General features: G+C 38.9%; 13 protein-coding genes. 8 read left to right on the forward strand and 5 right to left on the reverse strand.

What is annotated here, in order from left to right:
* Positions 1-94: 94 nt before the first annotated feature.
* Positions 95-694 carry a TetR/AcrR family transcriptional regulator gene (locus ACRRU2_RS19765; protein WP_331701690.1) on the forward strand — a complete coding sequence of 200 codons (600 nt, stop codon included), beginning with the start codon at positions 95-97 and terminating at the stop codon, positions 692-694.
* Between the two features lie 403 nt (positions 695-1097).
* Here the strand turns inward: ACRRU2_RS19765 and ACRRU2_RS19770 are convergent, their stop codons facing one another.
* The 3 genes from ACRRU2_RS19770 to ACRRU2_RS19780 form a co-directional block, all read right to left on the reverse strand.
* On the reverse strand, positions 1098-2219 hold the full coding sequence (locus tag ACRRU2_RS19770) for a DUF2515 family protein (RefSeq protein WP_432504410.1): 1122 nt from the start codon (positions 2217-2219) through the stop codon (positions 1098-1100).
* A 199-nt stretch (positions 2220-2418) separates the two neighbouring features.
* Entirely contained in the window at positions 2419-3453 is a 1035-nt protein-coding gene (locus tag ACRRU2_RS19775; protein WP_432504345.1) for a Cfr family 23S rRNA (adenine(2503)-C(8))-methyltransferase, read from the reverse strand.
* 608 nt (positions 3454-4061) lie between these two features.
* Positions 4062-5108: a glycoside hydrolase family 88/105 protein gene (locus ACRRU2_RS19780; protein WP_432504347.1), complete on the reverse strand. Its 1047-nt coding sequence runs from the start codon at positions 5106-5108 to the stop codon at positions 4062-4064.
* Positions 5109-5226: 118 nt separating this feature from the next.
* Between ACRRU2_RS19780 and ACRRU2_RS19785 the strand changes: the two genes are divergently transcribed.
* Positions 5227-6144 carry a helix-turn-helix domain-containing protein gene (locus tag ACRRU2_RS19785; RefSeq protein ID WP_432504349.1) on the forward strand — a complete coding sequence of 306 codons (918 nt, stop codon included), beginning with the start codon at positions 5227-5229 and terminating at the stop codon, positions 6142-6144.
* Positions 6145-6277: 133 nt separating this feature from the next.
* Here ACRRU2_RS19785 and ACRRU2_RS19790 read toward each other — a convergent pair whose 3' ends face one another.
* Positions 6278-6997, reverse strand: coding sequence for a hypothetical protein (locus ACRRU2_RS19790; protein ID WP_432504351.1), 720 nt, complete (start codon positions 6995-6997; stop codon positions 6278-6280).
* A gap of 138 nt (positions 6998-7135) precedes the next feature.
* On the reverse strand, positions 7136-8656 hold the full coding sequence (locus tag ACRRU2_RS19795) for a serine hydrolase domain-containing protein (protein WP_432504353.1): 1521 nt from the start codon (positions 8654-8656) through the stop codon (positions 7136-7138).
* A 241-nt stretch (positions 8657-8897) separates the two neighbouring features.
* Between ACRRU2_RS19795 and ACRRU2_RS19800 the strand changes: the two genes are divergently transcribed.
* From ACRRU2_RS19800 to ACRRU2_RS19825, 6 genes are all read left to right on the forward strand, one after another.
* Positions 8898-9278, forward strand: coding sequence for a GntR family transcriptional regulator (locus tag ACRRU2_RS19800; protein ID WP_331701696.1), 381 nt, complete (start codon positions 8898-8900; stop codon positions 9276-9278).
* Complete coding sequence (locus tag ACRRU2_RS19805) at positions 9275-10123, forward strand: ABC transporter ATP-binding protein (RefSeq protein WP_432504355.1); 849 nt, start codon at positions 9275-9277, stop codon at positions 10121-10123. The genes ACRRU2_RS19800 and ACRRU2_RS19805 overlap by 4 nt, the downstream gene beginning before the upstream one ends.
* A gap of 19 nt (positions 10124-10142) precedes the next feature.
* Positions 10143-10769 carry an ABC-2 transporter permease gene (locus tag ACRRU2_RS19810; RefSeq protein ID WP_432504357.1) on the forward strand — a complete coding sequence of 209 codons (627 nt, stop codon included), beginning with the start codon at positions 10143-10145 and terminating at the stop codon, positions 10767-10769.
* A gap of 29 nt (positions 10770-10798) precedes the next feature.
* The gene (locus tag ACRRU2_RS19815) at positions 10799-10939 is read left to right on the forward strand and encodes a hypothetical protein (RefSeq protein WP_432504359.1); all 141 of its coding nucleotides are present in this window, start codon (positions 10799-10801) and stop codon (positions 10937-10939) included.
* Between the two features lie 136 nt (positions 10940-11075).
* Entirely contained in the window at positions 11076-11771 is a 696-nt protein-coding gene (locus tag ACRRU2_RS19820; protein ID WP_432504412.1) for a response regulator transcription factor, read from the forward strand.
* 84 nt (positions 11772-11855) lie between these two features.
* The gene (locus ACRRU2_RS19825; protein ID WP_432504414.1) at positions 11856-12710 is read left to right on the forward strand and encodes a sensor histidine kinase; all 855 of its coding nucleotides are present in this window, start codon (positions 11856-11858) and stop codon (positions 12708-12710) included.
* The last annotated feature ends 28 nt before the right edge of the window (positions 12711-12738 follow it).

Consider the following 12738-nt stretch of genomic DNA (forward strand, 5'->3'; position numbering starts at 1 on the left):
TTATTTAAATTGAGAAAAGTATATCATCCGTACAGAAATAATACAAGTGTATTATTTCGTTGTTTGTAAAGGGAACCTTTGCTACAATGAAGACATGACAAAAATAGTAGATCATGATCAAAGAAGATTACTGATTGCCGAGGCTGCTTTACGTGTCATAAGACAGATGGGCATGAAAGGAGCGACTGTAAGAAATATTGCCCAGGAGACGGGATTGTCGCTTGGTGCTTTGCGCCATTATTTCTCGACTCAGGATGAGCTGATTGACTTCTCGATGAGGTTGGTGAAAGAGCGGGCCACAGCCCGTATTAATGAACTGATCGACTTAGACATGCCACTTTTTCAAAAGGTGCTGCGGATATTGCTGGAGCTTTTGCCAACAGATGATAACAAGCTGGCAGAAATGGAGGTTTGGTTTGCATACACCGCTCACTATAGAAGCGGCGGAACTGCATTTGACGCGCAGCACGATGGTATACTGGATCTAGTGGAGCGTATGCTTCGCAGCATGAAAGAGTCAGGAATACTGCGGCCTGAACTTGACTGTGCACTGGAGATCGAACGGTTATATGCTTTGATTGATGGCATAGCACTGCATGCATTTCTAGATACGAAGCGGGTAAATTATGAACAAATCACAAATTTGGTTACCTATCATATGAAATCTATTTGTACGGAGGAATCTTTTTCTTAATTGAAAATGGCATCTGTAACGGAACTTAAACACGCTATTGTACGGAAATCAGCTTATTCTAAAATCTAAAGGAACTGAGAAACTTTATTTACTCAAAATCACTACCTAAACGGGGAAAAATCACCTATAGCGCTCCACAGTTCCGTTACAGTTTTAAAACACCTTTTTATTGCTAAATAGAGCCTTTCAGTTCCGTTACAATTCTAAACAGATGATATTACGACTTTTGCTCGGTTATTTAACTATTGACAAAATGCTTATCATGAACGCCGTGAAGATATTTGCAATTCGATAATCGCAGGTCTGCGGCTATGTCTCGACATACCAGAAATATAATAAAAAAGAGACTGCCACGCGCATGGCAGTCTCTTTTCTGATGTATCCCATACTAAATTATTTTTGCTCAAAAAAGGTTAGCCGCTTTTTTTGCAAGTGCGGCTACCTCGAGCCACTCCAATGTTTTGCAGTATTCAATCTTAATCTCTCCATCCATCATTTCTAGGTCATCGTCTAAATAATCTACCACGCTTATATCATGAAACCAATCCCCCGGTTCTGCTTCCGGCTGGCTGACATTTTTCCAGACATGTTCAAGCTTTGGGCTGTAAATTCTCCTCGCTCCCTTGCGAAGCTGGCACGATTTTAACCTTAACGGATAAGCAATTCCCGGTACACCTTCATTTACATCATTAAATAAATGCGGCCAATAATCTTTCCTTGATCCGGTATGCGGATGACATTTGGCCCAATCCAGCGCCTGTCTATGAAAATCCGTATTTTTAAATAAAACGGCATATAGCCTTTTTCCAAGTGAAATTCGCTCATGGAGCGACTGGAATTGTTGAAGAGTCTGTCCCTTTACATGGGTACCTTCCGAAGGAAATAAAATTTGATTAAATGGCAGCCAATTCTGTAAATGAAACTCGATTTTGTTGAATACTTCTTTTTGATAATGGGGATTTTGAACAACCCTCTGTTCCAGATAGCTTTGTTCATTAATGATTGACGCTATACATAGAATATACGTATCTCGATCGCTCCAAAAATAGTCCCAAATCGTTTCCAAAAACATAGAAATATTTAGTTGAGGAAATAGATAAAACATCGGTCTATTCTGCTTTAAACTCTCCTCGTAAAGTAGAAATTGCGGGTATATATCTTGAAAAATCAGCCAGTTGCCGCGTTCCAAAAAATGAAAAAATGATTCCTGCTCCTTGCGTGAGAGCAGCTTGCCCAGAAACTCTCCCTTGAGATCGGTCATGTTCCATCCGCCGTTCCGTGATACCATATGGCCTAAAAATGCCCAGTGGATTTCAGGGTGCCGCAAATAAAACTCGAGATAGGCTTTTGTTCGGGTTACATTATTTAGGTTGTGCTCCTGGGTCATCTGCCTAATTTGATTCAAAAGCTCCTTTTCTAGAAAAGTTAGCTTATTCAAGACGGAAGGGGAGTGGTTCATTTTTTTCTTTAATTGCTTGCGAATCGTTTCAAGCGGTGTTATTTGGCGTTTTCTTGTAAAAAAGATAGCAGCTCCCTCCCTTATGAAGACGGATGTCTATATGATTATTTTATGGAGGGCATTAGAAATTGATGACGAGGAAAAACAAAAAAACCGCGAAAAACCTTGATTTTAAAAGGCTTCCCGCGGGTTTTTAGACTCTTCTTCATTACAAAAGGAGAATCATTTTATACAGATTAAGTCGTCCTGTTACACGTTGGAGACCTTACTTATTGTGCCCGTAAAGTTGACCACATGCTGCATCAATATCCGTTCCGAATTGAGTTCGCACAGTGACTTTGACTCCATTTGACTTCAAAATATGGGTAAACCTTTGAACCTGTTCTTTGTCAGATTGACGAAAATTATTTGGTGTCACGTCGGTTGAATTGTAAGGAATCAAATTGACATGATATAAATGTTCCCAAGGACCTCGGTTCTTTAATAAAGCAACAATAGCTTCTGCGTGCTCATTTGAATCGTTCTCTCCTCGAAGTAATATATACGCAATGTATACCTTCCTGCCTGTATCACGAATATGATGATCAAGCTTATTCAATACATCATTGATCGGAAATCGATTATTTATAGGCATTAGTTCACTCCGTTGTTCGTCGAAAGGAGAATGAAGTGAAAAGGTAAGATTCACTTGTGGAAATTCCTTTGTTAACCGATCGATTCCTGGCAAAATTCCAATGGTTGAAACTGTAATTCTCCGATGCCCCAAGCCAAAGGTTTGCGAATCAGTTAGAAGCTTAAGCGAATCAAATATATAAGGACTGGCTAAAGCTTCCCCCATACCCATAAATGAAACACTGTCTAAAGCCTGACCATTTAAATGAAAATATAACAGTTGATCAGTAATTTCATCTGCTGTTAAATTTCGTTTCAGTCCGATTGTTCCAGTGGCACAGAATCGGCAACCGTATCCACATCCACATTGGCTGGATATGCAGTATGATTTCCAGCCGCGCTCATAGCTTAGTTGAACGGCTTCCACATGTTCGTTGCCTTCAATGGAAAAAAGCACTTTATTGACTTGACTGGAAGTCTTTTGCATAACAGGTGTTAAGTTTAAAACATGTTCGCCAAGATTTTGTATTAATTCGTTCCTTATACCTTTAGGGAGCATTGTCATTCGGTCATATTCACCAATTCTTTGCTTGAAGATCGCATCTGCAATTTGTTGGAACCGATATGCCGGTTGTTTCATATCTGACAATAAGTGTTTAATTTTTTCGTACTTCGAAATTGATTTCATATTTTTTCTCCTCTTGAGCCGGAGAAAATGCCATTAGCACCTTTATTGGTGTTTCAAGCATGTGCATTAACCATAACCAAGATAGATTAATAATCACGAAGCTTGTAGCTTGAGTCGCTACGTGCATCTATCGATAGATGGATAAAGCCCCGGCATCCGTTTAATTTGATCGTGAACCGTACCAACGGACAATGAACGATTCACATAAACATTTACAACTTCAAACATTTATTTCAACCTCCTGATATAAAATAATCTTTGTCTATTCATTAAAATAAAAAAGAGCTGCAAGAAAGTTACCTTTCTTGTAGCCCAAATAAACAATGTTTAAATCTAACCCAAATAATGGGGGAGATAAAATGTTTTTTATTCGAGTGAAAAGAATAAGTAACTTTCTTGCTCTACAAAGAATAAAACAATTTTTGTTTTATCTTTCGTAATTTAAGCAAGAAATTTACATTGTTCCCTTCAACTCCCTAGTCATATTTGACTGTATTCTAGCATATTTAAGTTAACATTTCAACTTAAGCCCCATACAATCAGTGCTGGAAGCTTGTTACTAATTGGAGGTAAACGATTCGATATCCTGACTTTATCCTATTATTTTCTTATCTAAGAGCTTCCGCTAAAAGAATCAGGGTTAGTCCCTGTCCATACTGGCTAGGATAGCAAGGGATATGATTATAAGCTTCAATGGAAGGCATCACAGGTGTGCCTCCTGAAACACCAGCCACCGTGCCATCAGCATCAATTTTGTCGAGAACGGCCAGAACAGTCTTTTTGACCGGTTCTATCATATTTTCATCCAGCAGACCTATACGCCATGCCTTTAGTAAGCCGGCTGCGATTCCTGCGCTGCCGGACGTTTCAGGATAGAAATCAACCTGGTCCATAACTGTATTCCATAATCCGTTTTCTTGCTGATAATTTAGAAGAGCTTTCATCAAAATGTTGTAGCGATCAATAATCTCTTCGTCCGGTGTTACTATTTTTTCTAGCTCTTGTAAAATCATAGGTGTTCCTACAGCAATCCACGCATTGGCTCTAGTCCAACGTGCTGCTGACATATGATCGCCTGCCATACAGTTCCAGCCATGAAATAAAACACCGGTCTGCTCATCTTGCAACAGTGCAAGATGTAATTTTAACTGTTGCAAAGCTTCTTGAGCATACGAAGTGTTTCCGGTTAAACGGCTCAGTCTTGCGAGAAACAAAACCGCCATGAAAATGGTATCTGCCCAAACTTGTTCCGGGAAGCTGGCATCCTCTGTTACCGTATGCTCCAATGCGCCTTCACGTGTTCTAGGTGCTTCGTTCACTATCCATTGACCGATTTTCTCCGCCGTCTGCAGCCATTTTTTATCGCCAGTTTCGTTATATAGCACAGGGAAAATGGCGAAGGGAGCCATGGAGTTAATTACTTTCTGATTCTCAGCCTTGTGCAAATTTTGGTTAGCCCAATCCGTCAAGTGCTGAAGGATTTCTTTCTTACCGCGTTGTTCATAATACTCCAAAATTGAGATTACACCTACACCAGGTACCCAATCCCAATGGTTAATATCCATTCCCCAATTACCGGTATGGTCCTCAAGCATTTTCTGATATACGGCCTCTGCTTTTTGTAGTAAAATTTCCTTTTTAGATGTAAATGGCATAGGAAGCTCCTCCTAAATAGATAATTGTTATACTATTACTATAAGGTTGATAAGAGTAAAATTCTTGGTCAATTCTCTTATGAAATTGAATTATTGTGAACTGAAAGTGGGGGGTTGTATGGATATAAATGAGAAAACACTGCGGGAAGATTACGTTGTGGATGAAGTAACTAACAGCGCTTTGATGGTTTATCCCGTTAACTGTGTATTTCGCACTCAAGAAATTCAACAACCGTTTCTTCATGCTCATAGCGGTTATGAGTTCTATATGTGCCTGGCAGGACAGGGAAGGCTTCTTACCGAACGGGGGGTTCATGAGTTAACGGCTGGAGTTTTGACAATAATCGCGCCGGATGCGCTGCATATGCCTCGCTCAGCGCCTGAAGAACCGTTTCATCGTTTTATTTTATCCATCGATAAGACTTACCTGGAGGGACTGGGTGGAGAAAAACAGTTGAACGAAGAATATGAAATTGATTATTGGCTTCCAACCGAGGAGGAAGCGTCGCTATGCTGGCAGCTTAATGCACGTCAGATTTTAGTGGTACAGGATATCTTCGTTCAACTGGAGCGAGAACTTATTGAGCGTAAAAAATGTTTTTCTCTGGCGGTGCGAAGTTTAATTTTACAGCTATTCGTTAATCTCGGACGATACCAGGGGATACAGCCTGCTCTTTCTTCAAGTAGTGGAGAACGTAAACAAATTGTGGAAGGAATTATGGATTGGGTAGCGGAGAGATACGCTGAGCCGTTGAGAATTGAAGAGTTGTGCAGTAGATATCATTTGTCTCGTTCTTATCTTCATCGGATATTCAAGCAGGAAACCGGCTTGACGATTATGGACTATCTGATTTCTTTTCGGATTAACAAAGCTAAAATACTGCTCAAAAACGATTCTATGTCAATAACTGAGATAGCACATTGTTCAGGATTTCAAGATTTATCTCATTTTAGTCGCATTTTTAAACGCCAGAATGGTATTACGCCAAGAGCGTATCGCGATAGCGGAAGAAAAACTGAAGCCTACTACTACTAGAATTCGTAATCAGTTTCTTTAGATAAAAAAGAAGAACCTTGATTGGGCCATTTTTAAACGTCAAGGTTCTTTTGCTATTTCACTATTGATTTTCTGACAAGTTGAACAAAATAATGCTTGTTCGATCTATCTACTATTGGCACATCGAAGATTCAGACATTTTGTTATTAATTGCCTGTTTCAGTTCTGCTGAACTATTCTTTTGCTCCTTTGAACCGTGTCTCATTTCTCTCTGTGTAATTTCTTTGTATGAAACCTCATCTGTATTGCCCCATTTCGTCCAAGGGACTTTATCAAATTGGTGATGCAGGTAATACTTCCATGGGTTGAAGCTGCCAGGGGCATAATTATACGTGCCCATGTTTACCGGATCGGTTACGATCAGCCCGGTCTGTGTATGATAAACTACTTCAAAGCGGCCATTAGCTGATATGAATTTCACATGATAGGCAGCGTCAAGCTCTTCTACTTCATATCGATGATATCTTGCGCTGAACAGCTGCCATTTGCCGCATGCTGCAAGCTCAATCATCTCATCTAGCCGCTCAGGGGCCTCTCCATACTGATTCAGCACATTTCGAAAATAATGAAGCTCTTCAGTGATGTACGCGAGCTGCTTGACATTTCGGTCAAACGTATCAAAAAACAAATCAAATTGCTTATGTCCGTGCAGAATTTCAGGATTACTCTCCAAATCATGCATCATTCGAGTAAGGATCGCGTGAGCTGCAATCGCTTTGGAATGATCAAATACATACCATTTTTGATACTCTGAACGAATTTGTTTGTGCTGTGCCGAGAGCTCGGAAAAGTATGCCTCTGTTAAAAAATCAGCTTTGATATCAACAGGCACAATGGGATATGCCAAGTTTTCTTGATAACGATGATATCCAAACGTAGATACTGTGATTGCGATAAATAAGAGTACGATGATGGCAGTCCTTTTTGGTATCCGTTTTTTGATTACTGTATTAATTTTTCAACCCCACCTTTATGCGGTTATATTCTTGGATTTCTCTTTATTGTATTTTTTAAGAGATATCACCAGTGTGAAATATATAAACCATAGGCTTAATGCTCCTGTAATCATGAGTATTCCTATCGCTAGATCATAGGGATAGCCGTAAAATCCTATGCTTGTCGGCCTTACTTTGAGGAGCAAAAGCCAGAAAGCAGCCGCAGCCGCGCCATAACCCATCCAAGATAGGATAGATCTTGAAAGACTCTTGGCATAGAATGATTTTTTTCGAAATCTCCTTATTAGAAAACCAAGAAAAACGATCCCTGCCAACAAAAGTGCAATGGACAAGATACCGAGTGTTTTTCCAAATGTGAACGGTGCGGAGTTGAAGTCAGGTTCATATCCCAAAAGAATTGCTGAGATGCCCTCGACGATTGTCAGCTGTATTTCTGGATGAAATTCACCGAGCAATAGCGTAACACCCAGGTCTTGCTCGGGTATAAACAGGATGGCAGAGGCTGATCCGACACCATCTCCGGTTTTATAAAAGATTTTATTTTGGTGCAATTGTTTGGTTTCAAAACCGCTGGCTGTATATAAGGCGTCAAAGAGCTCCGTGGAAACATGATCTGTTCTGGAATCTGCGATGCTTTGAGAATTCATGAGAGGGTGCTCTGTAAAACCTAATTGAGCGGACAGGAACTTGCTGAGGTCCTCAATTGTGCTATATAACCCACCGTCCGGATCTTGCGCGCTGCCAAACGCTTCAAAAGACCGGTTGATGTGGACTTTTTGTGTGAAAAACCACGTATATTCTTTTGCTAGTCGCGAATCTGCAAATTGATTAAGCTTGGTTCCGAAGACCGTTTCTTTCATCTGAAGCGGATCCAGAATGTTTTGTTGGATATAGTCGTAATAACTTAGACCAGATACATATTCGATAACAAGTCCTAATATATCATAGCAGCCATTACAATAGTTTCCTGATTGGCCTGGTTTCTGTTGAACCTCGATTGTTTTAAACAAACGTACATAGTCTTCCAGTGAATCCCGAGCTTTCCGTTCCGCAAAAATAAGGCCATCGGTTTGAAAGGAGCCAATCCCACCAGCTGAATGGGTTAAAAGATGTCGCAAAGTTATTTGGTCGCTAAGTTTTTCTTGTTTAAAGCGGAACCAAGGGATATAGGTGCGGATAGGTTCATCCAAATGTAATAGCCCCTCATCCTGCAGTTGATAGATGGCTGATGCTGTAAATGATTTAGTAACTGAAGCGATAGAATATACCGTTTTCTCATTAGGCATTTGATTCGTCTTCTTGTCAATTTTTCCGTATCCTTGCGATCGGATCAGCTTATCCTGATAGGTAATTCCGAATACACCACCAATTATGTTGTTATTCTGCATTTGCTCGTTGAAATAATCTTCCGCCAACTTCAATCTCTCTTCACTAATCCTTTTTTCATCTAATTCCCGAGCTAAAGCATTTGAACTAAAAGGGTTTATTAAGATAAAAAGCACAACACCTAACAAGATTGATTTGATCCCTCTCATCTTATAATATCCTCTCCTTGTTGTGTTTCTATTACATTTGACTATGTAATACGAACAGTCATAGCTTATTGTTTCAATGTAATTCCAATACTGGTTATCTTTTTCAGATTTAGCTGATGGAATTGATGGCACAGAAATCGAATTACAGCAGATTGTAGTTTATTGACAATGCTGTATATTCTGTGTATTCTGTTAATGTATCAGATACACAGTTTATTTTCAACGTGATTTTGGAGGTTTTATGAAGATCATAATTACCAATACTTCCGATTTACCGATTTATCAGCAAATTAAAAATCAAATTAAACAAGCGATCCTCCAAGAAGAATTGCCAGAAGGCGAAATGTTGCCCTCGATTCGTGCATTAGCCAACGATTTGCAAGTCAGTGTACTAACTACTCGAAGAGTTTACGATGAATTGGAGTCAGAAGGGTTCATCACTACAAGAGCGGGCAAAGGATCATTTGTTGCCAGAGAAAATGTCGAACTATTATTGGAATCTAAACGGCGTATGGTCGAAGTAAAACTGGCTGAAGCCTGGGAAACAGCGCGTATGCTTGGTATAGGGAAAAGTGAGATTTACGCGATGATGGATTTGTTGTTCGAGGAGGAAGATGAATGAAACCTATTCTGGAGGTTGAAGGATTAACGAAGCAATTGGGCGGATTCAAATTGGAGAACGCTAGTTTTTCAATAATTGAGGGATGCATAACCGGTTTTATAGGTGTAAATGGTGCTGGAAAAACAACCTTTATTAGACTTTTACTAGGATTAATTCAAAAGGATGCAGGAGATATAAAGTTTTTTGGGCAGAGTATTCAAAATAATGAGCGAGATTTCAAAAATCGAATCGGCTTAGTGTTAGATGATGGCTATTTCTATGATGATTTAACGTTAACAGAAATGAAAAATGTGATTGCTGCCTCTTATAGCAGCTGGGATAATCGTTTGTTTAACAGAAATATCGAACGCTTTGGTCTGCAATTGAATCAAAAGATTGGCACTCTATCTAAAGGGATGCGCATGAAGTATGCTATTGCACTCGCTATTTCCCATCAGGCTGACTTATTGATTATGGATGAGCCAACAAGTGGATTAGATCCGCAAATTAGAAAGGAGCTTATGGATATTTTACTCGAGTATGTCGGAGAGGGCAAAAGTGTTTTCCTATCTTCTCATATTACCTCCGATCTGGATAAGATTGCAGATATGATTATTTTACTTCATGATGGCCGGATTATTTTGAGTGAGGATAAAGATCTTTTACTAGATATGCATGGATTGGTTAAAGGAGATAAGAATGAACTGAATGATCAAAGCAGATCCTTGTTTTTAACTATAAATGAAACTGGATATGGATTTACCGGCTTGACTACGGATAAAGAAAAGGTAAGGCGACAAATGAAAAATGTGTTGATAGAAAGGCCATCCATTGAGGATATTATGTTGAGTTACATTAAGAGGTGATGATATGATATATCATTTGGTGAAAAAAGATTTATTTTTAGCAAAAAAATACTGGATCGTATTGTTTATTGCAGCGTTGGTACTTCCTGTTTTTATCCAAACAAAGCTGTTGGCTGGCAGCGAATTCCTTTCCTTTTTTTTAAGCACGTTATTTATCGTATACTTGCTGTTTAACAGTGTATCCATGGCGGAAGATAAATTTCGGGGTGCCGCTTATTTATGTGCAACTCCCTATACAAGAAACAAGCTAGTAATCTCCAAATATATACTCATTGTTGTACTTTTTGGAGGATGCTTTATCCTCTACACACTCACAGCCTTATTGGCCCCGATTGAAATGCGTTTTCTTAGTTTATATGATATCGGTTTAGTGATGCTTATCCTTCATATTGCATTCGGTATTATTATTCCTGTTCAATATCGGTTTGGTTATGAGAAGTCCAAATATATTTTCTTTTTTATGATTTTTCTTACTCCATTTATCATGCCAAATGTTGTTAAGGTATTGCAAGATAACAGTATTAATTTCGATGTGATCGCAATTTCCCAGCCTATTCAGGGGCTTTTCTTTGTTCTATTGGCTTTTGCAGCAGGTGCAGTATCCCTTTTTGTATCGATTAAAATTTATGCTTCCCGTGATTTGTGAAAAAGTACTGAGAAGGGGAGGAGACATACATGAAAGAGAAACATACTTTATTTGGAATCATTCTTTCAATTGTGTTTATCGCGCAGGTGATGAACAAAAGTAATTTAGCCGTATTTCCGCTTATTGGGGCTGTTGCTTTTTTTATTAGTGCTTGGAAGCTGAAGGAATAAGAATGGTTACATGACGTCTCAAACAAGAGGCGTTTTTTTCTTTTTATCGATTGATTTTTCAATTAGTTGGGATGAACCACATCAGGAATGTATAATAGTGGTATTCAAACATTACGGACGGAATGGAAGTGAGTACGTGCCAAACAGTATTTTGCTGGTAGAAGATGATAGTGATATTAGTAAGCTGGTTAAAAGTCATTTGGAGCTGGAAAATTTTAAAGTGCTTACTGCGTTTGATGGCGAGGAGGCTATCGCTCTTCTTCAGAAAAATAAAGTGGATTTGATTTTGCTGGATTTAATGCTTCCTAAAATAAGCGGTATGGATGTATTGAAACAAATAAGAGTAAATAGTTTAATCCCTGTACTGATTATTTCAGCGAAAGGAAGTGACATCGATAAAGCTTTAGGGCTCGGGTTTGGAGCCGATGATTATATAAGCAAGCCTTTTTCCATGATTGAGCTGACCGCCAGGGTGCATGCTGCTATACGGAGGGCAACGCAATATGTTCCGAGAGAGGAACAATCCAAACCTGCTCCTCTTTACTTCAAGGAGCTCTCCCTAGACCCTGATACTTTTTCTGCCCAAGTTAAGGGGAAGTCCATCCAGCTCACTTCGAAGGAATTTCATATATTAAAGCTCTTTATGACGAACCAAAAGAGAGTGTTTACAAAGGAGCAGATCTATCATTTTATTTGGGAAGATGACTATTATGGAAATGAAAATGTAATCAATGTACATATCAGAAGGCTTCGGGAAAAAATTGAAGAGGATCCGTCCAACCCCCAATATATTCAAACGGTTTGGGGAATCGGATATAAATTGGGTGAGTAGCTTATGATCGTTGTATTAAGTGCAATTACTGTATGCTTAGTTGTCCTTAATGGCTGGCAATACCTTTCCAGAAGAAAATTGAACTTGAGTCTTCATGAAATTAGTGATAAATTAACTGACATTTTGGAAAAAGAGTCCTCAGAAAAAGTACTTCTTCAAACAGACCAAAAGCATATTCAATTTTTCCTTATTCAAATTAACCGTCTCTTGGATTATAACCAAAAGGTAATTGCAGACTATGCAAAGACAAAGGATAGTTTAAGAAAAATGCTCTCCAATATGTCTCATGATTTAAAAACTCCACTGACTGTTGTTTTAGGCTATACGGAAAAATTAAAAATGGATCAAAGCCTGGTGGGGAAAGAGCGGCATGAAGTTGTTTCAAACCTCCATCAAAAAACGTTAAGTGTCATAGCCCTAATGAATAAATTTTTTGACCTGGCCAAAATTGAATCAGATGATTATGCCATTCCTCTAAGCAAAATATCGATCAATGAAATTTGCCGGAAAAATGTTTTGGGATTTTATGAATGGTTACAAGCAAAAAATCTTCAGGTGGAAATTGAAATTCCAGAACAGCCTTATTATATCCTTGGGAACGAAGAAGCGTTAAATCGCATCCTTAACAATTTAATTTCTAATTCCATTCGGTACGGAAGTGATGGCGGAGTATTTGGTTTGACGCTTCGAGAAGACGGGAAAAACATGGCGATAGACATTTGGGATAAAGGAAAAGGAATATCCGAGGTCCATCAAGCTCGGGTATTTGATCGGCTATATACGTTAGATGATGCAAGAAATCCACAATTTCAAGGCAGCGGCCTAGGGTTAAGCATTACAAAACGATTAACAGAAGCTATGAAAGGTTCGATCCATCTAAGCAGTAAGCCGTATGAAAAAACGGTTTTTACTTGTGTATTAAAACGAATTACATATTAATTAACGAAAGTCAAACTTGATCGCAGTG

The organism is Paenibacillus sp. GXUN7292 (assembly GCF_050864975.1).
Taxonomy (GTDB): domain Bacteria; phylum Bacillota; class Bacilli; order Paenibacillales; family Paenibacillaceae; genus Pristimantibacillus.

Bases quoted from the DNA above. Each gene is read 5' to 3' on its own strand.
- ACRRU2_RS19780 (WP_432504347.1), bottom strand. From the start codon at position 5,108: ATGCCATTTACATCTAAAAAGGAAATTTTACTACAAAAAGCAGAGGCC.
- ACRRU2_RS19795 (WP_432504353.1), bottom strand. From the start codon at position 8,656: ATGAGAGGGATCAAATCAATCTTGTTAGGTGTTGTGCTTTTTATCTTA.
- ACRRU2_RS19785 (WP_432504349.1), top strand. From the start codon at position 5,227: ATGGATATAAATGAGAAAACACTGCGGGAAGATTACGTTGTGGATGAA.
- ACRRU2_RS19805 (WP_432504355.1), top strand. From the start codon at position 9,275: ATGAAACCTATTCTGGAGGTTGAAGGATTAACGAAGCAATTGGGCGGA.
- ACRRU2_RS19815 (WP_432504359.1), top strand. From the start codon at position 10,799: ATGAAAGAGAAACATACTTTATTTGGAATCATTCTTTCAATTGTGTTT.
- ACRRU2_RS19765 (WP_331701690.1), top strand. From the start codon at position 95: ATGACAAAAATAGTAGATCATGATCAAAGAAGATTACTGATTGCCGAG.
- ACRRU2_RS19775 (WP_432504345.1), bottom strand. From the start codon at position 3,453: ATGAAATCAATTTCGAAGTACGAAAAAATTAAACACTTATTGTCAGAT.
- ACRRU2_RS19800 (WP_331701696.1), top strand. From the start codon at position 8,898: ATGAAGATCATAATTACCAATACTTCCGATTTACCGATTTATCAGCAA.